The following is a 21,752-nucleotide window of genomic DNA, read 5'->3' on the forward strand; positions in this document are numbered from 1 at the left end:
TTTTGCCAATACATGGCGAAATTGTCTAACCTAGAATGACTAGGCGTCAAAAATTTCACTGCGTATTGTCTAAAAAACAGCCACTGCCAGTTCCACATTTGAATGTTCAACAGACCCTAATATGGCAATATTTTTTATAAGCAGTTTTTACACACTTTTTCATCATTAAGTCATGCTCTATAAGCATGACTGGAATTTTACATGCGAATCATACCGACCAAGATTGCTAACATTATTTATCCAAAAGACTTACCAAATGGCTTATTTACCAGCTTAATTATCGCGTGTCTGCTGTTAGGGCTGGCATCACTGCGTCATGGTACAGATTTTCAAGGCTGGCTAAATGTCATCGAAAACTGGCTGCTTATGCTGTTGATATTTCCGACTGCCACCGCCACCGTTGCCTTACCGTTCAAATATCGAGATCCAACGCTAGAGTTAAAGCTCATGTATTACCTTGGCATGTTTGTGGCCTTCTTATTTACCATCGCAAAACTACGCTATTGGCGTTAACTGGTTTGCAGTGTCAGCAGGCGAAAGTTGCATTGATATGTAAGACTTGCGTGACAACCCTTGAATTCTAAGGTCAAAGCGTCCATTGTATGAGTAAGATAGTTTTACCCGCGTTACTGTCAAATGCTAGCTTTATTAAATGAATTATTAGGGTTTCTTTGCAGCGATAAACGGGATAATAAGGATAACGTGAATGCCATACGACATTGATAATGAAATAGAAGTAGACAACGAAAGTACCGATCAATTTGCAGGATTTGCCAAAGAGACCACACTCGAGCTAGTAGAGGCGGATGATGGTCGATTGTTATTGCGTGACGCTGAACAAGATGAAGCGCCGCTGATGACCATTGATTTTTCTGAAAAACTAAAAGAGTTGCTTGGTAGTGATACGCAAGCGATCGGTCAGCACATGATTCATGCAGCGATTCAGGTCATTATGCAAAAGCAGATGAGCCAATGGCATGCGCATGTCTATGATAAAGAGCCAACACACTACAGTTAATCTGCATGGCTGTTTCTGCATGGCTGTTTCTGCATGGCTGTTTCTGCATGGCTATTAATAATAGCGAGCAAGTTAGTAAGGTAAGTTAAGCACAAATAGTCAAAACGTCAGCAATAAAAAAGGGTATATCAATTGATATACCCTTTTTTTGTTCAAATAACAGCAATTATTTGATTTTAGCTTCTTTAAAGATCACATGCTGGCGTACTTTTGGATCAAACTTTTTGATTTCCATTTTGCCAGGCATAGTGCGCTTGTTTTTGGTAGTGGTGTAGTAATACCCAGTACCAGCGGTTGATACTAACTTAATTTTATCTCTCATGATAGCTTTCCTGTAAATGAGGGGTCTTCAAACGATAGGTACGGATCTAAAGAATTAAGTGGCTACAATAAATATAGCAGAATAGCAGCTTAAGTAACAAAGATAATCGATGTCCTTAAGCTACCAGTCGTCACTTATACTTTTTGACCTTGTGCGCGCATATCTGCTAACACTTTATCGATACCAAGTTTGTCAATGGTGCGCATACCTTTGGTAGACACACGTAGACGTACAAAACGATTTTCAGACTCTACCCAAAAACGATGGTTATGAAGGTTTGGTAGAAAGCGACGACGGGTTTTGTTGTTTGCGTGCGAAACATTATTACCCACCATAGGGCGCTTTCCAGTCACTTGGCAAACTCTAGACATGGCGAACTCCTAATCTATGAGGTATGAGTTTTTCTCATACCAGTCTGGGCAAGTTGCACGTATTTGCGGCATGGACACAGCAAGCGGCAGCTTTGCACCAAACAAAACTATATGAAGGTTGAGCTGATATGACTGTCATCTAAAGGCAAATAACAGGCTAACCAATTCAGAAAATTTTAAAGCCGACATTTATACCATAAAAGTAATGAATACTCAAATATTTTTATGATAATTGTCTGCTTCAACGCGAGCTATTATACCTGAATTGAGCGAACTATGTGATTGATTATTTAACGGTAAAGGTTAATTTTTAGTTGTAAGTTATAACAAAAGTCAGTAAAGTTGCTGTTATAAAATTAATACAATCTGTTAATACAACTGGCTTTAATGTAAATCTATGTATCATTGCCAATCTATTATGATTCTGTGTAATGTTATTTTACTTATTTGCTCGAAAAAATTACTGCTCATGCGGAGTTCAAAACATGTCATATAGCTCATTACCACTTAGCTCTAAACTATTTCAATTTACAGCGCTAACATTGGCTTTAACTCTAGCAGGCTGTGGCGGCGGTGGTACTGATACGGTCGCACCAGAACCTGATTTGGGTGTGACGCAGCCTGGGACGGGTGGTGGAGAAGATGGCTCTATTACTGACGCTAGCGGAATATATATATCTTCTGAGAAAACTCAATTATTAACAGGAGATGATAAGACGACTCTTAATATCAGGGTCACAGATAATAATGGCGGTATTGTCAGTAATAGTCCTGTCAATATAAATATTGCTGATGCTGCGCTATATGGCTTGTCTTTGAATGGTACTTCTAATCAAACAACAGATGAGCAAGGTCTAATTACGATAGATTTAATACAAGGTACATCTGGCATTGACTCTCAGTTAGATCATGAGAGTGTGTTAACTGTAATGCTTGATACAAGAAATGGTATCGTTAAACAAACACTTCCAATTTTAGTTTCAGGTACTAGCGCAAGTAACGTTATTTCTTCAAAAAATACGGTAAGTTCAGGAGAGAACTTTAGGGTATCAGGTCAGATCTTGGATGGTTCAGCGCAGCCTATCGCTAATGCAAATGTGACTTTATATAGCAATGACAAAGAAGCGGGTAAAGGTAGTTTAGATGGTAATGGTAATTTCATTTTTGATTTAAACGCGGCTAATCTAGAGGCCGCAAATAACAACTACCTTTTTAGTATTGAGATTGATGGAACAAAAATTAAACAACGTATTCCAGACATATTAACTGTAGTATCCGCAGGTAGTTCGAGTATAAGTTTTTCAGAAACATCTGACATTGAAGTTGATGCTAAACAGAAAATTACATTAAGCGCTCCAAATGCTAAGAATGGAGATGTTGTATATATATCAACTAATAAGGGTGAGATTTTAGCTACTGAAAGTGATAGTCAAGGTAGCTCACGTCGCGGATTTACTGTTGCTAATGGTAAAGTGGATTTCTATATTGATTCAAGTGTGCCTGGTAACGCAGTTCTAAGAGCGGAGTATGGTAGTGAATCTAGAGAAACAGTTTTGAGTTTTGTTTCTATTAATCCAAGCAAATTGCTCTTGCAAACTGAGAGTTCTATTGTGAGTGTTGGTGGTTCCACCAAAGTAATAGCTCGAGTTTTGGATGAAGACGATGCACCCGTGAAAAATGCTATCGTCCAGTTTACTACAATCAAAGATTCATCTGGTGGTAGCTTGGGTCAAGGCGTTGCTTATACTGACGATAGTGGTTTAGCTACGGTAATTTATAATGCTGGCGAGAATCCTACCAGTACAAATGGCGTAAATATCAAGGCTCAAGTACGGTCAGTTAAATTACCGAATGGTCAAGAAAAAGCAGTTAACCCAATCCAAAAAACTTCAGAGATAACGGTTCAAACAAAATCAACTTATATCAGCTTTGCTTTTGCAGATAAAGTATCTTCTGATGATAATGAAATATATTACTTTAGAAAAGGTTCAGTAAGTGTTCTGAACAGTGCAGGAAAGCCTACTATAAATCAACAAGTATCTATTAATCTAAATCCTGATAGCTATTTGAAAGGTTTTTTCAGTATTTTTGAAAGTATCTCTGGAACTAATTCTTGGAGTCAAAATAGCGTTATCTGTGAAAATGAAGATCAAAATAATAATGGTATTTTAGATTTAGGTGAAGATTTTAATAAAAATGGGCAGTTAGATCCTATTAACGTAGCAGCCATCCTTACCGAAAATGGTCAAGAGATTGGTGATGGTAAAAACTTTACCTTTATTACAGATAATACTGGAAGAGTCGATTTTTCGATACGTTATCCAAAACAATATGCGAACTGGTATAGAGCTAATGTTACTGTAAATACACGAGTGGATGGCAGTGAATCACAGCAATCTAGAGTAATAGATTTTCCAGCTCTGGTAGATGATATTGATATTAGTATACCTTTACGTCCAAATACCAATAGTCCTTTTGGTACTGATCAGAATTGCTCTAGTTCTAGATAGTCCTAAATATAACTAATTATATTTCAAACCCCTAACCTCGCGTTGGGGGTTTTTACGTTATGAATCTTAATAACTAAAAACAACCAACTCAGTCAGCAAAATATCGTAAAAGCGACTAAAATAGCGGTTTTCTTATACTACGAATAGATTCTAAAACCAGTAGTAAGTTTTGATTAATTTTTTAGATTGGGCGCACTATGTTAAGTAATAAGACATCAGATACCACAATAACAGCTTCATCTTCTAACAATACCTCTGTTAACCCTGCCATTGATACCGCTACTCTTTTGATTAAATGTAAAGATCAAGCCGGTATCGTGCAAGCGGTATCCGAGTTTATCCATCGCTATGGTGGCAACATTATCACTCTCGATCAGTATTCAACCGCTCATGAAGGCGGACAGTATTTTATGCGCTTAGAGTTTGCGCTATCAGGGTTAAGCGACATCATTGATAATTTTGAAGCCAGCTTTGGGCATACGGTTGCCAAGCGTCATAATATGACTTGGCGCTTACACGATAATGCCATTCAAACCAAAGTCGGTATTTTGGTCTCCAAGTTTGATCATGCTTTACTGGATTTATTATGGCGCCATCAGCGTGGATTGCTCGATTGCGAGATAACCTCTGTCGTTAGCAACCATGAAGATTTACGCCAAGCGGTAGAAAACTTTGGTATACCCTTTCACTATGTGCCAGTGACCAAGGACAATAAGACAGAGGCAGAAGAGCAGATTCATGAGCTAATGGCAGGCAATGATTTGCTAGTATTGGCGCGCTATATGCAGATATTGTCGTCTGATTTTGTGAAGCGTTGGCCGATGCAAATTATCAATATCCATCATTCGTTCTTGCCAGCCTTCGTCGGTGCCGACCCGTATCGTCAAGCTTATGATAAAGGCGTCAAGCTTATCGGTGCGACTGCGCATTATGTCACTGCAGAATTGGATCAAGGGCCTATCATTGAGCAAGATGTGCACCGTGTGACGCATCGTCAAGGTGTGATAGAGTTGCGGGCTATTGGTCGTGATATCGAGCGCAATGTGTTGGCACGTGCCGTCAACTGGCATGTGCAAAATCGCGTCATTGTGACTGGTAACAAGACAGTGGTTTTTAATTAGAGCGGTTTTAAAGTTAAAAGAAAGCATTAAAAATAGAGTTAATAAAAAGCCGCCAGTAGTATTAAATAATACTATTGGCAGCTCCGCTTGTAATCACATTACGGTTTTAAAGCTAAGTTTATAAAAGCATCTCTAACACAAATTTGCTGCCGACAAAGCCAATAGCCAGCAGGATAAAGGCATAAATGGTGATGTTAGCCGCACGTTTACCACGCCAGCCAGCGCGCCAATTACCGAATAGTAGCGCGCCAAATAATAACCAAGACAGCAGGCTAAACACGGTCTTATGCACAATATGCTGTGCCATCAAGTCTTCTACATAAATAAATCCGATGCCCAGAGCAATACTTAGTAGGACGAATCCTACCAAAAGCATATCGAACAATAGACTCTCCATACTTTGCAGTGATGGCAATTTATTGACCCAAAAGCGATGGATAGTTTGATGCTTAAGTTCACGGATTTGTAGCCGCAAAAATAGCGCTTGCAGCGCTGCCATCAGCAGCACACAATAGGCGGCCAGTGATAATAAGATATGCGCCTCAAGACCAACGCTAATATCCGTGAGCGGTTGATAAGGAGCGCGGCCGATATAGCCGATCGTCATGCCTATCAGGGCAGTCGGTGCTGCCAAAATTCCGAGGCTAAGAATGGGGCGATAAAGACAGAACAGCACATAAAAGAATAAGAAAAACAGACTGGTCAGGCTAAACACATTAAATAAATTAAAATTTAGCCCGTATAAGGTGACGACGTACGGATAGAGTAGCGTCGCGTGTGCGAGCATGCCGACCAATAGCAAGCCCAAACTGATGCTTTTATGGATAGGTTTATCCTGAATAAGCGCCCAGCCGATGTGGAAGCTGACGATGATATAAGCCATACTAGCAAGTAAGAATGCAAGGTGCACAGGTAAAAAGCCTCATCTCTTTATGAGCGTAAAATAGCCGCTCAATATAATGCTAAAGTGATCGTGTCAGAATGATTAGAATAATCATCCAATTTATCATAAAATGGCAGCCAATTGAGTGTCATCTTATTTATTCCTCATAAATGCTGAGCGATGGCATGATAAATAAGATCTTGTATCGGTAACTGATGAGTTTACCCAGCAACTATTTTGCAAAACGTCTATAAGCTTTTAATCATCTTAATGCTATAGTATTGATAATATACTGTTTTATTTGCTTGAATTGCGACCATTAACGTAAAAACACACCCTAATATTATTTATAAGCCATTGGCATGGTTTACCTAACAATTATTTCAATTGCGAATTATTTTAACTGAGAGTTATTTATGTTTGATACCTTAACAGAACGCTTATCGTCGAGCCTGCGCAATATCGTAGGGACTGGGCAACTGACTGAAGACAATATCAAAGACACGCTGCGTGAAGTGCGCATGGCGCTGCTAGAAGCCGACGTGGCGCTACCAGTCACCCGTGACTTTGTAAAGCGCGTCAAAGAGCAAGCGCTTGGCGCAGAAGTGCTCAAAGAGTTGGCACCGGGGCAAGCCTTTGTCAAAATCGTCCACGATGAGCTGACGGAAATGATGGGCAGCGCCAATCAGCAGCTTGAAATGACAGGTAAGCCACCAGTGGTTTATCTACTAGCCGGTTTGCAAGGTGCAGGTAAAACCACAACCGCTGGTAAATTGGCCAAATTTTTACAAGAGCGTCATAAGAAAAAGGTGATGCTAGTCTCTGCTGACGTCTACCGTCCGGCAGCCATTGCCCAGCTTGAGCAAGTGGCTGGTCAAGTGAATGCTAAGTTTGTGAATTCAAGTACCGATGAAAACCCCATTGATATCGCACTACGCGCTATCGAAGAAGCCAAGATTCAGTATCAAGATATTCTAATTATTGATACCGCTGGTCGTCTGCATATTGACGACAATATGATGGATGAGATTAAGGCGTTAACGGCAGCGGTCAATCCATCTGAGACCTTATTCGTCGTCGATGCGATGACAGGTCAAGATGCAGCCAATACTGCCAAAGCCTTTAACGATGCGTTGCCATTGACAGGTGTTATCTTAACCAAGACGGACGGCGATGCTCGCGGCGGTGCGGCGCTTTCTGTACGCGCCATTACTGGTAAGCCGATTAAGTTCTTAGGTCGTGGTGAAAAATTAGACGCGTTAGAGCTGTTCCATCCTGAGCGTATTGCTCAGCGTATCCTTGGTATGGGTGACGTACTGAGTTTGGTTGAAGAAGTCGAGCAAAAAATCGACCGTGATAAAGCCGAAAAAATGGCGAAAAAGATGCAAAAGGGCGGTGATTTCGACCTTGAGGATCTTTTGACTCAGTTCCAACAAATGAAAAGCATGGGCGGCATGGCAGGTTTCTTAGATAAAATGCCAGGTATGGGCGGCTCAGATATGCAAAAAGCGGTTGAAGATGCCAAGCCAGAAGAGAAAGTGCGTGAAATGGAAGCGTTGATTAATTCGATGACACCATTTGAGCGTAAAAACCCTGATAAGATTAATCCGAGCCGTAAGCGCCGTATCGCTGCTGGTTCTGGCCGCGAGATTCAAGACGTCAATCGTTTGCTCAAGCAGCACAAGCAAATGGCAAAAATGATGAAAATGATCTCCAAGCCTGAAGGCATCAGTAAAATGATGAAATCTATGCAAGGGTTGATGGGTGGCGGCGGTGCTGGTGGCGGCGGAGGCGGTCCTTTATTTGGTGGCGGTGGTCAACAAGGTGGCGCTAAAGACGTCAACCCACAACAAATGGCCAAACAGATGGGTCTGGATCCAAACAACATGCCAAGTACTGAAGAGATGCAAAAGCAAATGCAAGAAATGCAACATCAAGCACCAAAGGACTTTAAAAAGCGTTTCTAATTAATATCTGCTCGGATCAATAAGCCGTTTTAATGACAGCCCCATGGCAAAAATAGCCTTGGGGTTTTTTATGTCTACTACATTCTGATGGATTAAGTATGAAAAACGCAGAAAGTCATAAAATTTGCTTATCCTAAATGCTATGATAGGCGCTGTTTTATAATGCTAAGCGAATAGGCTGAGGTGAAGATGTTTTTAGCAATGGATACCGTGTTTGATCAGTGTTCGATCGCGATTTTAGATGCCAGTGGTCAAGTGCTATCGAGTCATACGGAGACGGGTAAACGCCAGCAAACCCAACAAATTCTGCCGATGATTGATGCCGCTTTGTCAGAGGCTAAGCTGAACCTTGCTGATTTGCAAGCCTTGATATTTAACCGTGGCCCTGGTGCATTCAGTGGTATACGGATTAATACGGCAGTGGTACAAGCGTTGTCTGTCGCCCATGATATTCCTTGTGTGGGTGTCTCAAGCCTACAAGCGATTGCGCAAGCAGCGTATCAGAAATATGGTGTGACCGACGTATATAGCGCCCTTGATGCGCGTATGCAGCAAGTTTATTTTGGGCAATATGTTGCAACAGATAATCTGATGCAGGCGGTTAATCAAGAAAATGGTGAAGATACCGAGCAGCTGCTCGATTATGACAGCCAGACAGTGCTTAATATTCCTATCGCTGGTAATGGTGCGTCGCTATTAGCATTATATGACGGTCAGATAATTCAGGCAGATATCCACCCTGACGCTACTGTGATAGGGCAGCTTGGTATTGCTCAGTTTATGGCGACAGGTGGCACAGAAGCCTCGCAAGCTCTACCAAAGTATCTTCGCAATCAAGCGTGGAAAACCCTTAAAGAGCAAGGTAAAGCGTAGTCAATCCCTATTATTTTTAACGCTATGTAAAATATAACAACACACTAAAAACTGTACTAACCAATAGGTCTGTATCTAGGAAAGCCATCGTGGATATCATTTTATTAATTCAAGCTGTCATCATGGGTATCGTTGAAGGTATCACTGAATTTTTACCCATCTCTAGTACTGGCTACTTGATTTTATCAGCGGATTTGATGGGCTTTTGGACCAAAGAAAAGGTCGATTTGTTTGTGGTAGTGGTGCAGCTTGGTGCTATCTTAGCGGTCATTTATGATTACTGGGGCAGACTCTGGCAAGCGCTCATGGGTCTACTGACCGGTAAAGCAGAAGGCATGAGTAATCCAAGACAGCTTGGATTGAGCTTAATTGTTGCGACTATTCCCGTGATGATCGTTGGTTTTACCTTCGCTGACGAAATCAAAGCCTATTTATTTAATCCTATCGTCGTGGCGATTATGCTGATTATCGGTGGCCTACTGATATTCTATGTAGAAAATCGTCCTAAAGCGATTATTGCGCAAGAAGCAGAAGACGTTAGTCTAAAAACAGCATTGATGATTGGTCTGCTGCAATGTCTGGCATTGATACCAGGGACATCACGTTCAGGCGCGACGATTATTGGCGCGCTATGGTTGGGTGTCTCTCGTAAGGCTTCCGCAGAGTTTTCCTTCTTTTTAGGTATTCCGGTCATTATCGGTGCGGCATTATTGGATTTGCTCAAGCACCACGATGTGTTGACTAATAGTGCAGACTGGTTGGTTTTAGGCATAGGTACGATCGTATCATTTGTGGTGGCTTTACTTTGTATTCGCCTGCTGGTCGCTTGGGTCAGTCGTCGTGATTTCAAAATATTTGCATGGCTACGTATCATCACTGGCGTCATCGTTTTGGTCGCTGCTTGGGGTTTTGGCTATCAAATGGCTGGCTAGATTTTCACTATATTTTTTAGCCTTAGAAGCAGTAAATAGGGTGGAGCAGTTATGACCGTTTTACACCAAGAGTCTAAAGAAGCTAGTACCTTTATGCATTGCCAACTTCTCTACGTTAGCGAGTCTCAGCAAGCCCAAGTCGAGCGCATACAAGCGCTGATTGCGGTACAGCAACTGTCAATTATTTTAGACGTTGAGCTGTTTACTGATAAGCTCAATCAGAAACGTCGCCAGCAATTAAGCCAGACATCAACTCAATCTATTCTCTTGTTAGATGAGAAAAACAAGCTTTCATGGCTGAGTGATGGATTGAGCGTTGCGCCAGAATGGGATAAATTACAACGCCGTGTAGTGAGTGCAGGGCGTAAGTCTGAGCTATTATTGCAAGCGGCCAAAGTCACATCGGATAGTATAGTCATTGATGCGACGGCTGGTTTTGGTCATGATAGCCTGATATTGGCCAGCACGGGTGCACAGGTCATTATGCTCGAGCAGCAGCCTTTGATGGCATTGTTATTGTTAGTAGAACAGCAGCGTATGAGTGGGCTAGCAAATTGGCAAAAGCTGATGAGCCGTCTGCAGATTATCAATACCGATGCGCTCAGTTATTTTGACAGCTTGAATAATGTATCAGCAGCTGACCATGGTAAGCTGATCGATGTGGTTTATTTGGATCCTATGTTTCCAGAGAATAGCTATCAAGATAGCAAGACAGGTAAAGGCGCTAAAGTAGGCAAGCATATGCAAGCACTACACCAATTAGCGCTCCCGCCCACAGCAGACGAAGAGCTGCAATTGCTACAAAGTGCGCAAGCAGTCGTCCGTCAAAATGGGCGAAACACACAAGTACAAGGCCGTGTGGTTGTTAAGCGTCCACAACTTGCACCACAACTTGCGCATCAGCCAGCAAGTGAAAGCTGGCATAATGAAGCCGTACGTTTTGATGGCTATTTTGTTTGATGGGTTTTTGACGATGACAAGTCTACTTATTTAATAAGCTTAATGGACATGCGTAGAGATATTACGCTCAGATACTGAATATTTAGAGATGACACTGCAATGACTAACACTCACTCCGCTTTGAGTTTTAAAGAAAAGCTATATGCCTATATGCAGCTGACGCGCTTTGATAAGCCTGTGGGTATTGAGCTGTTACTGTGGCCGACGCTATGGGGTGTACTGTTGGCGGCAATGGGTCAGGCGCAGCAGAACGGAGCGACGGCAGGCCTGCCAAATCTTAAAATATTTTTGCTTTTTGCCCTCGGTGCGATTTTTATGCGGGCAGCAGGTTGTGCGATTAATGATTTTGCCGATCGTAAGGTGGATGGTCATGTGACCCGCACCAAGGGACGCCCGCTCGCTGATGGTCGCCTATCAGGTAAAGAGGCTATCGCTGCCTTTTTTGTGTTGGTGTTATTAAGTACCAGTCTGCTATTTTTCCTGCCCGTTGAAGTGTTCTATTGGTCGCTTGGTGCGATCATACTGGCATTCATTTACCCATTTATGAAGCGTTTTACCCATTTGCCACAAGTGTTTTTGGCAGCGGCTTTTGGCTGGGCGATACCAATGGCTTACGTGGCGGTACAAGGTGCTCCTGATATTTGGTGCTGGCTGTTGTTTATCGCCTATATGTGCTGGACAGTGGCCTATGATACTCAGTACGCTATGGCTGACCGCGAGGATGATTTGCAGATTGGGGTCAAATCAACGGCCATATTATTTGGGCGTTATGATGTGATTATCATCTCAATACTTCAAATGCTGTTTTTATTGATCATGGGCGCGGTCATGTGGCATTATTTTGCACCGACAACGTTAGGCATAACACCAGTATTTGGGCTCGCGTTAGTGGCGATGATGTTTTCCAAACAAAACAGCGCTTGTGCCAGTCGCAATGCTTTGGCTTGCTTTCAGGCATTTTTAGCCAATATATGGGTGGGACGTTACGTCTTTGCTCTCATAGCAATCGCTTGTATATGGACGACTTTTAATGGATAAGTTCAATAAATTTTCGAGATTAAAAACGAAAAAATCATCTGATACCAATACTAATGCACCTGTCATCGATTATCAGGCAAAGCTGGCCGAGCATGGGTTGACACGTGAGCAAGTTATCGCGACCGAGCGTAAATTGGCCAAGTTTGCTAATACGATGGATTCGCTCGTACGTGTGCCTTTTACCAAGCAAGGAATGGGTGCCGATGCGGCGCTTTCGACCATTCCGTTGGCAGGAGATTTGGCAGGATTGGCGTTAACCAGCTATGCCTTTATATTAGGTCGTCAACTGGGTGTGCCTGCGCACAAAATGACGCCAGCTGTCAGATTGGCACTCATCGATATGGTGGTTGGCATCGTGCCTGGTATTGGGACGTTACTCGATATCTTTATTCGTCCCAGTCGCAAAACCTTAGGTATCGTGCATGAGCATCTACAAGACGAATACGGCATCACTGAAACCATGCATCTGGATCGGCCGTTTTTGCATCAATCACTAGAAGACAAGCAACAGCGCAGTCGCTTTGGTTTTTTTTGGCGCAATCCAGTTGTTGCTTGGTTGTATTTACATATCCCTGATATGCTCGGCGTAATGGTCATTGTGGTGATTGGCTGGGGACTGTGGGCAATGATTAGCTGGCTCGTGAGTCTGTTTGGCAAGACCACTGGTTTTGGCTAGAGGAAAGTAAACAAGACCAAAAAAGGCGGCACACGTTACTATCTAATATTAACGTGCGCCGCCTTTTTGATGGCAAATTTTTATAAGTATTCAGTCTCAGATTTTACTCAGTGATGACCTCTGCTTCAGCACTGACAGCATCGAAGCTAGTGACTTTATTATTTCGAATAAGATCAATAGTGCCGCCACCCGCATGGCTGACCAGCTGAATACTGCCGTCGCTTGATCGATAAGTTGGGTTATTGCCTTGACCTTCAGGCGCGCTTAAAGTCATTTTTGGTTTGTTCGGTAAGGTGACGATAGCGTTGAGCACGCCCGCTGCCGAGGTCTCAAAAACGACAGAGAGTGATTCGCCAGCCGCATTTTTATAACGGACATCAGTGATTTGCGCGCCTTTAATGGCTTGTTCAGGACTGGGCGCTATGCCAGCATTATTTACTGAAGGCTCAGTTGCACCAAGGTCGTTTTCTAGCTCAGTTAAGCTCACGTCTTGTTCTGAATTTACTTCAGGCTTTGCGATATCCTCACCATTATCAGCGGCCGTATCAACATTAATATTGGTAGTCACTGGCGTTGTTTGCGTTGAAGTTTCAGCCGCAGCTGTAGCGTCATTGATTGCTTCAGGTTCTGGCTCTTTTTGGCAGGCAGTCAATAGTGAGATACTCAAAAAAATAGCAGAAACAGCCTGAAAATAGAGGGTAGGTTTGGTTGGATTAAATATATGGGTTTTCATAAGGAGAGGAATATCCGTAAAGAGAGCTTTATTTAAGCACAGTAAATGGTAAGGAACAATCTACCATTTATTAAGTATTCACAGTAATAATGACTTTTCTATTGCCATTATATTTTTAAAGATAGTCTCGATGCTCACATAAATAAATGCCTTGCCACGTTCCTAGTCTTAGCGCTCTATTTATCAGCGGTACAGTCAAACTGACTCCAAACAGAATGCTTTAATGAGCGGGTAGATCATTTGGATTTTTTAAGTCAACGGTGTTTGTAAACGCGTCCGATTTGGTGACAGGCGCGCAAGCATCGCCATTGACAAGGCGGCAAACGATCCTAACATCATATCTGTTAGCGCTTCAGCACATATTGGTGCAATGGCATACCCTTTAGCACCCATCGCACTCATGACCCACATCCGTTTGCTTTGATCTAACTGTCCAACGATTGGATGATAATCAGGCGTTTGAGTGCGAATACCCGCCCGTCCTTGCCACAAACTGAGGTCTGTTGGAATGATCGAGTCCATCTCAGGAATGGCAGTCACTAGTTTATCGCGGCTAATCTGATGCTCTTCTTGGCGAATATCCGTGGCTGTATCATTACGTATAAAGCTCGCGCCTAGTAATAAATACGGCGCACCCACCATCACATTATTTAAAGTTTCATCACCTGTTTGCACGGTAAATAATGCACAGTAGCCACTATATTTGAGCGGAATTTTGGGTAGGCTTGTTAGCTGTGCGACTGTGGGCGTAAACCAAGAAAGCTGACCGCGAATTTTACGGCAATCAAAAATACGCTTGTCCAGCTCATGACTCTCAAAAGCAGCGCAAATCACCACGTTATCTGCGCTAATGGATATCGTCTGCTTATCCTGATTATCGCCTTCGATACAAACACTTTCTTCTGTTTCGCTAATGCTTTTAACTTCTAACTGCTGAAAATCGATGAGCGGGTGTGTCAAGATCGTATTTTTTAATGCTTGTGGATTGACCAATCCAGATTGTGGCAAATATAAATTCTCTGATAAATCCTGTACGTTTAATCCGCTCGCGTTTTGCGCCTGTTCGCAGGATAGCGTGATTGCCATGTAATCAGGATAATCAGCGATTTGCTCTGTACCGATATTGGCTTTGATTAATAAATCGAGCGCGCCAGTTGGCTCCAGTATCGGTGCTATACTTTCTTGCTCAGCTTTTGCATTCAGCAAGCGATATAATCTGCTGCTATAAAGATAACCTATGGTATGCAGATGTTCGTCGACATGATGAATGGGCGTCATCTTGGGAGCGAGTAAGGCACGCGGGTTACCTGAAGCGCCTGCTAAGGGGGCTGATTTATCTAGTAAGGTGACTTGAATACCTCGAGTGACCAGCGACCAAGCCATTAATAACCCAGAGACACCAGCACCAATAACGATGGTATGGGCGGGCAGATTATCATTAAGTTTGACAGACTCGCTATTGTTGTCTGTGGCGGGCGCTGCGGTACTAGCATGATTGTAAAAGGTGATGTCTTTACTATTATTAGCGTTTAAATTTATAGTATCCAGCATGATTGCCGTTAGCATTTGATTCTTACGACCAAAGCCTTTCACTTTTTTAATCTGAAAGCCACAGTCTTGCAGCCCCCGTTTTACGATACCGGCACAGCTATATGTGGCAGCGGTGGTCGTTGGTCGCGATAAACGCTGCATTTGTGCAAAAATACTATCTGTCCACAATGTGCTATTGCAAGAAGGCGCAAAGCCATCTAAAAACCAAGCATTGACGTAGGGCGCAGGCTTAATAGACGTATCTAAGGCTAATTTGGTTAAGCTTTCAGCAGCATCACCCAACCATATATCGACGGTCAGATTGTCCTCAAAGAAGTTTAGACGATGACAGCCAGCGATGAGAGGTGGGTATGCTGTTAGTAATGGCTTAATGAATTCAGCAAGCTCAGGCGCACGCTGTCCCCATAGGGCAAGGATCTGCGTTAAATCTACAAGCGGGATTGGATGTTTTTCAGTCGTTATAAAATGCAGGCGAGCAGTCGCTAATTGAGGGTATATATCCCGCAGCTGTCGCCATAGCTGCCAAGTTGCTAAGAGGTTTAACCCAGTACCAAAACCCAGTTCAGCGATCGTAAAGCACTGCTTTTCTGCAAGGTTTGCTAGCCGCTCTGGCAGTTGATTGTGCGCTAAAAACACATGACGTGACTCTGCTAAACCATCAGCATTTGAAAAGTAAACATCACCAAACTCACCCGATACAGGCACTTTATTACCTGTATCATCCATCTGCCAGTGAATCTTGGCAGGGCTAATGACGTTTGGCTGTTCAGCGTTATTTAGTTGAGCGTTAGACATGGTGAAGTTCTTAAGAGCGTTGCTAGCTATAGCCTGACCAAAATAAAATCACTACAGCGTCAACCTCGCTGACCATACTCATGTATGGCTTACACTCGGTTTTTGTTGTGGATATTATTTTAGGTTGACTGTATATGTGAAGAGTCAGAAAAATTGAATTCCATCAAGTGCCGTTAAGCCAAGTGTCGTTGAGCCAAGTGCCTTTAAGTATAGACAGACAATCAAATAATTTTAATCAATAAAAACAGGTATTACCAACGTTCGCGGCGCACAAACACCAACCAAGACACAAAAATACCCACCAATAAACTGATTAATACCGTGAACGCGCCATATAAAAACAGCTGACCTTTACTCTCATAGACCAAGACATTGGCTTGGGTTTGCAAGTCATTGACCTGCCGTTGGAGTTGGGCATTACGACTGAGTAACTCTTGATTGGCGGTATTTAGCGCCTTGTTGGAGGGTTGCAGCTGTGCCGCCAAGGTATTGTTAATATCAAGGCTTGAATTTGGGGTCGTTACTGGCGCGGTAGCCGCTTGTTCCGCTAACGGATCAGTCGTACCTGTATTCGCACTCGTATTGGTAACGGTGGGGGCAGCGTGCGCTGACATAGCCGCGATTAGCATGACAGCAGCAAGGCTACATTGATAGTGGCGACTTTTTGACAAGGATGCGCACTGATTCACGACTGTGCTACTTTGTCTGATACGCTGTCATCGGGCTTGGGTAAGGTATGGATAAAGGGTCTGATATCGACATGACTGTACACACCGTCACGCAAGTAAGGCTCAGCGTCCGCCCATGTCTGTGCTGCTTCAAGAGAGTCAAAGTCAGCAATGATTAAGCTGCCTGACATCTCGCTTTTACCATGTTCAATAGGTGTCGGACCGGCGATAATTAACCGTTGTTCGCGATCTAATACTTGCAGGCGCTCGACGTGCTCTGCGCGGGTAGTCTGCCGTTGTGCGCTACTATTAGCAACGTCATGACCAATAATGGCAAATAAAGACATAATAATTCCTTAATGAATAGTAATAATAAATCGTATCATCATTACTGATTAATCATTATCAATATTAGGATTTTGCAGTAATGAGTTATTATAAGACAATAAACTTGCATACCGAGTGGTGAGTGTTGGATCATTCTAGCGGCTAATTATTTAGCAATTACTTACCTAGCGGCTAATTATTTAGCGCTTATTTAGCCGTTTTATCGGTCAGCGCTGGATTGATATGTTTTTTTAGCAGCGCAAACTGAGCGACTACGAACACCAACATAATAGGAATCCAGCCATAAGTTTTGAAGTTGATCCAAGCCTCATCCGACATGGTAAATGCCGTGATATAATGCAGTACACCCATAAAGGCAAAAAACAGCGCCCAAGCGACGGTTAGTTTTTTCCAACCGCTAAGCGTCAAGGTAAAGACTTCTTTCATCGCTAGCTGCATCAACGGCTTATTGATAGCGGCACTGACAAGCAGTGTCAAAGCAAAAATGCCATTAATAATCGGTGATTTCCAACGCAAGTAAATGTCATCGCGTAGCAAAAGCGTACCGCCACAAAATACGATGGTCAATAATAAAACCACCCATTGCTGCTTATCAAATTTGCCTTTTTGGCGGATAAAATGAATGGCGTAGACAACAATAGTGGCAATCAGTAAAGCGCCTGCTGCCGCCAAAATACCTTGGGTACGGGCGACAATAAAAAAAGCGATCAAGGGAACAAAGTCTAATAGGGCTTTCATAGCGTGTGGCATGTCCAACGAAACGTATGGGGTAGTTTACACGTCTACTGCGCCAAAAAAAAGCAATCAACACGATAATCGTTTTATATGACATCCCTTAGCCATTTTTTGGCATTTTATTGATACCATACTCATAAGCGTTATCACATTCAAAACCTTAAGGCCACTTTATATGAAAATCGACTTACATTGTCACAGTACCTGCTCAGATGGCACTTATGCGCCAGCGGAAGTGGTGCAACGCGCCCATGCGGCTGGCGTCGATGTATTGGCATTGACAGACCACGATACATTATTGGGTATCGATGACGCGAGAGCCACTGCCACTGCCTGTGGCATGACGCTTATCAATGGTGTTGAAATCAGTTGTGAACATACGCTGAATGGTGGTTACGGTAAAAATAAATCCACCAACAAGATCATTCATGTGCTGGGACTGGATTTCACTGACCGCGAAAAAATGCATGCAACGCTGCAGCAATTACAGGATAGCCGCGCCACGCGTGGTCAACGAATCACTGAAAAGCTCAGCGAGCTATTAGATATCAACTATGATGAGCTGTGGCAAGCCGTACTGGACAAAGCGAGTGGTAATCCACAAGCAGTTGGGCGTGCACATATCGGTCAAGTATTGTTTGAGCGTGGCGAAGTGAAAACGGTACAAAAAGCCTTTGATAAATACTTGGCAGACAATAAACCTGCTTATGTGGCAATCGAAGCATTGACTATGCAGCATGGGATTGAGCTGATTCACGCGTGCGGCGGCAAAGCAGTACTGGCGCATCCAACGCGTTATCAGCTCTCAGCGACGCGAGTGCGTAAGCTTATCGAAGAGTTTGCTCAGCTGGGCGGTGACGCTTGTGAGCTGCCTGCAAATAGTGAACCGATTAGCACTCGTAGAATGGTCGATCGCAGCATAGCAGAGCACGAGCTCGTTACCTCGATAGGGAGCGACTTTCATGGTAGTAATATGCCGTGGCGACGGATAGGGGATGTGCCGACATTGCAGCCAGAACAACAAGGCATTTGGCAGTCTTTTACGGCATTGGCTTAGTCCAAAATAAGCTATCACTCAGACCCAATAGATAAGCTAAACTACCTTTATTTAATAATACTTAAATGTTATTTAATATTTTCAAAGGGTAACTTTTGATTATATTAAGTCATGAACGATAATAATCGTTAAAATTTGACTCGCAATTATCAAGTAACACCATGACGCAAAGCCATGCCATAAAACAAGATGCCAGATATTGACGTATAAATCACTTAAACAGATTGATAGTTAAAGGAAAGATTGCCACACTAAATGCGACAATTTGGGTTTACTATAAGTTAGCCCCTTTATTTTCTTGTTTGGTTTTAGCTCAATCACTTTTATTATCTGCGGTAGCCCAATTATGGCTGTAAAGATATCTCATTTAGGCTATAAAAAACTCTCCCGAGTTATTTTTGAATGGCAGGCGGCCGATAGGGCGTCGCTGCTGGCCTTATTTGTGTTGATAGAAGTGTTTTCCCATTGGCTATGGTGCTTGATGGTCTGGTGGTGTCGAGATACGCTCAATGATTATGTCAATATTCAACTGTTATATCCACTATGGTTAGGGGTGACGGTAACAGGATTATTTATTTGGTGGCTAATCGGCTGCTTATCTCGTAGCGGAAACAACGGTAAAGATTTGGATAAATGGCAAATAATGTTCATTGTGCCTTATACCATTTATATTGCCGTGATCATCGTGATGATAGGCTACAGCAGTTTGTTTGCAGGGGTATCGCTGGTTGGTGGTGCGATGCTAGGAATGGTGTTGATCAAGCGTCGTTATGCTTGGCGGGTATTTTTGCTGCAAGTTTTTCTGATTTTGTTGGCTATCGTATCGCCTTATCTTGGTATTGATTTGCCTAGCTTGCGTCAGCTAACGGTGATTTATCCCATGCTTGATACTCCAAGTTATTTGAATTACAACGAAGTCATGGCTATCGAAAATGCCGTTGCCGCCTCCGCTTTTGAAAGCGCGACATTGGACTGGGACAGCATGAGTGAATTACAGCTCTCTTCAACATTTTTTTGGCGATTAACCCATGTGTTTTTGGCACTGCCCAAAGCTATTTTTATCGTTTATATGTTTCGCACCTTGCTATTGATATTGGATGACAGCAAAAAAGAAGTGCTGCTACATGCCAATCAAGACGAATTGACCAAGCTAAAAAACCGCCGTTATGGTTTGACGCAAATGAAGCAAGTGCTGAAGTCAGTAGAAGACCATCAAGATATCAGCGTTATTTTATTGGATTTGGATTGGTTTAAAGAGGTCAATGACAATTATGGTCATGAGATAGGAGACCGAGTTTTAGTGGAGGTCGCACAGACGCTCTTGCAGTCTTTAACTGATGAAACCATCATTAGTCGCTATGGCGGGGAAGAGTTTTTGATTGTATTGCCAGATACGAATCACGATACGGCTATGATCATTGCTGAACAACTACGGCTAAGCATTGCCAAGCAAACCATCATTGTCGATGACAATATAAGTTTCAATGTGACCGCCAGCTTAGGGCTATATACGCTGACGCATGACGAGCGCAATTGCATAAAGCAAGCGTGCAAAACACCCATCCAAAAAGAAGCGTCGCAGTCGCTTGTAATACCGCGGATCATCAAATCGTACAGCAGTAAACGAGCGAATCGTCAAACTCCCACAGCGCAGCTACCGCATGATATTTGCCAGCGTTTAATTTGTATGGCGGATAAAGCTTTATACGAAGCCAAAGGCTGTGGTCGCAATCAAGTGGTGAGTGCCAACGAGATGTTGGCGGCAGAAAATAATAATATTAAGGTGCTCTATGGCACATGACTAGCTACCATAGTCAAAGAGTCGCATACGCTTTAGTGTATCAATTGCTTTACTAAGCTTGCCAAGACACTGGTGGCAAAGCTGCCTGTCGTTAAAGTAAAGTTCAGCACCAAGATTTGCGTCTCACCTTTATCCTGCCATTCCCAAGATAGTGCTTCAATAGGTAGGCGTAGCGCACGTCGTTGTGCTTTTACCTCGCGCTGCTCTAAGCCATTTGCCAAGCGACCTAATAGCGGATTTTGCTGAATCAGGTCATTCTCGATATCTGCTGCCACACCGCTGACTTTATCATTGCCTGCACCCCACAACACAGCAGTGGGATGGATATCACCCGTCTCAAGGCGTGTACGCAACGTATCGTCTATCTCCTCGCTAGTAAATATTGACCCTGAACCCTGTAAGTTAAACACTTCGCCTGCCAATCCAGTATTCCAGCTGCCATCACGCACTCGTGCTGCCAATATCTCATTGAAAATCAAACTACGTGCAGCAGACAACTCCATGCTGTTTTGCTCTCGTGGTACGCGCTTACTTTTGCTCTTTTTGGATTGTGGTCGGCTTTGTTGCGGTGGACGCGCAAACAGCGATAATGCTTCTCTAATATTATTGCCATTACGTCCAAAACGCTGAGGACCAAAATAGTTGGGCACGCCAGTTGTGCTGATGTTTGCTAAATGCTGCTCGACACCTTGCTTTGCCAATACTAATTGCTCAGGTGTTGGCGATATCGTATCAAAATCAGTAAATTGGATATCACGCAAGGTAATGACAAATTGGTTGGCACGATGCGTGCCGCGATTGAGCTTTTTATTGTGCCATTGCTGGTCGATGATAGTGACCGATTCATTGGCTCCGATATCTATCGGCGCAAACTCAGCCGCTGGCAACTGCTTTTTAGGTATCCGTAAGCTGAACCACTGCGTTGTCAATGCATGACGATCTTTCAGGCCTGAATAGCCAACATCGCGCAGAGGAATCTCTGCCCACTCTGACAGCAGCTTTGCCAGATATGCGGTGTTCATCCCTGATTTTTGGATATGCAGCCATAAGTGCTCACCTTCACCTGTGAATTCGAGCGGCAATAGCTCATTAACGATAAAATCAGTTGCGTTGGCTTTATAGGTTGCTTGCTGTACAGGTGGTTGAATAGGCTGGGGCAACTGCGCAGTATCTGTCGCTGCGGTAATATCGATGCTTGCTATATCAAACTGCTCATTATCTTGAGTGCTTTCAAGAGGGGATTTAGGGCTAGCATTAATATCTGTGATGGCATTAGGAGAAGTCATAAAATCGTCTTTTATTTTGAGGATAAATTTTAACAAGAAGCGTTAAAGATATGGATTAACCATTAAAGATTACGTTTTGCAACGCAGTAAACATACAAAAAAACAGC

22 protein-coding genes are annotated in these 21,752 nt (G+C 43.0%); 12 read left to right on the forward strand and 10 right to left on the reverse strand.

Annotated features, from left to right (window positions below; translation table 11 throughout):
* Positions 1–201: 201 nt before the first annotated feature.
* Together JMY08_RS05965 and JMY08_RS05970 are read left to right on the forward strand one after the other, a co-directional pair.
* Positions 202–513, forward strand: a complete 312-nt coding sequence (locus JMY08_RS05965) for a hypothetical protein (RefSeq protein ID WP_010201409.1) — start codon at positions 202–204, stop codon at positions 511–513.
* A 193-nt stretch (positions 514–706) separates the two neighbouring features.
* A complete protein-coding gene (locus tag JMY08_RS05970; protein ID WP_010201404.1) occupies positions 707–1,018 on the forward strand; it encodes a hypothetical protein in 312 nt (103 codons plus the stop codon).
* 166 nt (positions 1,019–1,184) lie between these two features.
* Here the strand turns inward: JMY08_RS05970 and rpmG are convergent, their stop codons facing one another.
* On the reverse strand, positions 1,185–1,340 hold the full coding sequence (gene rpmG / locus JMY08_RS05975; RefSeq protein ID WP_010201403.1) for a 50S ribosomal protein L33: 156 nt from the start codon (positions 1,338–1,340) through the stop codon (positions 1,185–1,187).
* A 134-nt stretch (positions 1,341–1,474) separates the two neighbouring features.
* On the reverse strand, positions 1,475–1,711 hold the full coding sequence (rpmB, locus tag JMY08_RS05980) for a 50S ribosomal protein L28 (protein ID WP_010201401.1): 237 nt from the start codon (positions 1,709–1,711) through the stop codon (positions 1,475–1,477).
* A 485-nt stretch (positions 1,712–2,196) separates the two neighbouring features.
* Here rpmB and JMY08_RS05985 point away from each other — a divergent pair, with 485 nt between their 5' ends.
* Both JMY08_RS05985 and purU read left to right on the forward strand, forming a co-directional pair.
* Positions 2,197–4,221 (forward strand): Ig-like domain-containing protein, encoded by a 2,025-nt coding sequence (locus JMY08_RS05985; protein WP_201592220.1) that lies wholly within the window; start codon positions 2,197–2,199, stop codon positions 4,219–4,221.
* A gap of 197 nt (positions 4,222–4,418) precedes the next feature.
* A complete protein-coding gene (gene purU / locus JMY08_RS05990; RefSeq protein ID WP_227679607.1) occupies positions 4,419–5,342 on the forward strand; it encodes a formyltetrahydrofolate deformylase in 924 nt (307 codons plus the stop codon).
* A 118-nt stretch (positions 5,343–5,460) separates the two neighbouring features.
* Here purU and JMY08_RS05995 read toward each other — a convergent pair whose 3' ends face one another.
* Positions 5,461–6,252 carry an inner membrane protein YpjD gene (locus JMY08_RS05995; RefSeq protein ID WP_010201396.1) on the reverse strand — a complete coding sequence of 264 codons (792 nt, stop codon included), beginning with the start codon at positions 6,250–6,252 and terminating at the stop codon, positions 5,461–5,463.
* A 389-nt stretch (positions 6,253–6,641) separates the two neighbouring features.
* Here JMY08_RS05995 and ffh point away from each other — a divergent pair, with 389 nt between their 5' ends.
* The 6 genes from ffh to JMY08_RS06025 all read left to right on the forward strand — a co-directional run bounded on the left by ffh (position 6,642) and on the right by JMY08_RS06025 (position 12,671).
* Positions 6,642–8,192, forward strand: coding sequence for a signal recognition particle protein (ffh, locus tag JMY08_RS06000; RefSeq protein ID WP_189585371.1), 1,551 nt, complete (start codon positions 6,642–6,644; stop codon positions 8,190–8,192).
* Between the two features lie 189 nt (positions 8,193–8,381).
* Positions 8,382–9,065, forward strand: coding sequence for a tRNA (adenosine(37)-N6)-threonylcarbamoyltransferase complex dimerization subunit type 1 TsaB (gene tsaB / locus JMY08_RS06005; RefSeq protein WP_201592222.1), 684 nt, complete (start codon positions 8,382–8,384; stop codon positions 9,063–9,065).
* An 89-nt stretch (positions 9,066–9,154) separates the two neighbouring features.
* The gene (locus JMY08_RS06010; protein ID WP_201592223.1) at positions 9,155–9,997 is read left to right on the forward strand and encodes an undecaprenyl-diphosphate phosphatase; all 843 of its coding nucleotides are present in this window, start codon (positions 9,155–9,157) and stop codon (positions 9,995–9,997) included.
* A gap of 51 nt (positions 9,998–10,048) precedes the next feature.
* On the forward strand, positions 10,049–10,957 hold the full coding sequence (locus JMY08_RS06015) for a class I SAM-dependent methyltransferase (protein WP_201592224.1): 909 nt from the start codon (positions 10,049–10,051) through the stop codon (positions 10,955–10,957).
* A gap of 99 nt (positions 10,958–11,056) precedes the next feature.
* Positions 11,057–11,995, forward strand: coding sequence for a 4-hydroxybenzoate octaprenyltransferase (gene ubiA / locus JMY08_RS06020; protein ID WP_201592225.1), 939 nt, complete (start codon positions 11,057–11,059; stop codon positions 11,993–11,995).
* Positions 11,988–12,671 (forward strand): DUF4112 domain-containing protein, encoded by a 684-nt coding sequence (locus JMY08_RS06025; RefSeq protein WP_201592226.1) that lies wholly within the window; start codon positions 11,988–11,990, stop codon positions 12,669–12,671. Before ubiA ends, JMY08_RS06025 begins: the two co-directional genes overlap by 8 nt.
* A 103-nt stretch (positions 12,672–12,774) precedes the next feature.
* Here the strand turns inward: JMY08_RS06025 and JMY08_RS06030 are convergent, their stop codons facing one another.
* From JMY08_RS06030 to ispZ, 6 genes are all read right to left on the reverse strand, one after another.
* On the reverse strand, positions 12,775–13,404 hold the full coding sequence (locus tag JMY08_RS06030) for a hypothetical protein (protein ID WP_201592227.1): 630 nt from the start codon (positions 13,402–13,404) through the stop codon (positions 12,775–12,777).
* Positions 13,405–13,519: 115 nt separating this feature from the next.
* On the reverse strand, positions 13,520–13,621 hold the full coding sequence (locus tag JMY08_RS14195; RefSeq protein WP_413786686.1) for a YjbQ family protein: 102 nt from the start codon (positions 13,619–13,621) through the stop codon (positions 13,520–13,522).
* Positions 13,622–13,653: 32 nt separating this feature from the next.
* Entirely contained in the window at positions 13,654–15,750 is a 2,097-nt protein-coding gene (mnmD, locus tag JMY08_RS06040; protein ID WP_201592228.1) for a tRNA (5-methylaminomethyl-2-thiouridine)(34)-methyltransferase MnmD, read from the reverse strand.
* 251 nt (positions 15,751–16,001) lie between these two features.
* The gene (locus JMY08_RS06045) at positions 16,002–16,421 is read right to left on the reverse strand and encodes a hypothetical protein (RefSeq protein WP_227500969.1); all 420 of its coding nucleotides are present in this window, start codon (positions 16,419–16,421) and stop codon (positions 16,002–16,004) included.
* Positions 16,422–16,435: 14 nt separating this feature from the next.
* Positions 16,436–16,765 carry a YciI family protein gene (locus JMY08_RS06050; protein WP_201592230.1) on the reverse strand — a complete coding sequence of 110 codons (330 nt, stop codon included), beginning with the start codon at positions 16,763–16,765 and terminating at the stop codon, positions 16,436–16,438.
* 187 nt (positions 16,766–16,952) lie between these two features.
* Positions 16,953–17,504, reverse strand: a complete 552-nt coding sequence (gene ispZ / locus JMY08_RS06055; RefSeq protein WP_010201375.1) for a septation protein IspZ — start codon at positions 17,502–17,504, stop codon at positions 16,953–16,955.
* Positions 17,505–17,676: 172 nt separating this feature from the next.
* Here ispZ and JMY08_RS06060 point away from each other — a divergent pair, with 172 nt between their 5' ends.
* Both JMY08_RS06060 and JMY08_RS06065 read left to right on the forward strand, forming a co-directional pair.
* Positions 17,677–18,558 carry a PHP domain-containing protein gene (locus tag JMY08_RS06060; protein WP_201592232.1) on the forward strand — a complete coding sequence of 294 codons (882 nt, stop codon included), beginning with the start codon at positions 17,677–17,679 and terminating at the stop codon, positions 18,556–18,558.
* A 346-nt stretch (positions 18,559–18,904) separates the two neighbouring features.
* On the forward strand, positions 18,905–20,359 hold the full coding sequence (locus JMY08_RS06065; RefSeq protein ID WP_227679608.1) for a sensor domain-containing diguanylate cyclase: 1,455 nt from the start codon (positions 18,905–18,907) through the stop codon (positions 20,357–20,359).
* Between the two features lie 32 nt (positions 20,360–20,391).
* On the opposite strand, the gene truD is transcribed toward JMY08_RS06065, so the two are convergent.
* Positions 20,392–21,645 (reverse strand): tRNA pseudouridine(13) synthase TruD, encoded by a 1,254-nt coding sequence (truD, locus tag JMY08_RS06070; RefSeq protein WP_201592234.1) that lies wholly within the window; start codon positions 21,643–21,645, stop codon positions 20,392–20,394.
* Positions 21,646–21,752: the final 107 nt, after the last annotated feature.

It is taken from the genome of Psychrobacter sp. Pi2-51 (genome assembly GCF_904846665.1).
Taxonomy (GTDB): Bacteria; Pseudomonadota; Gammaproteobacteria; order Pseudomonadales; family Moraxellaceae; genus Psychrobacter; species Psychrobacter glaciei.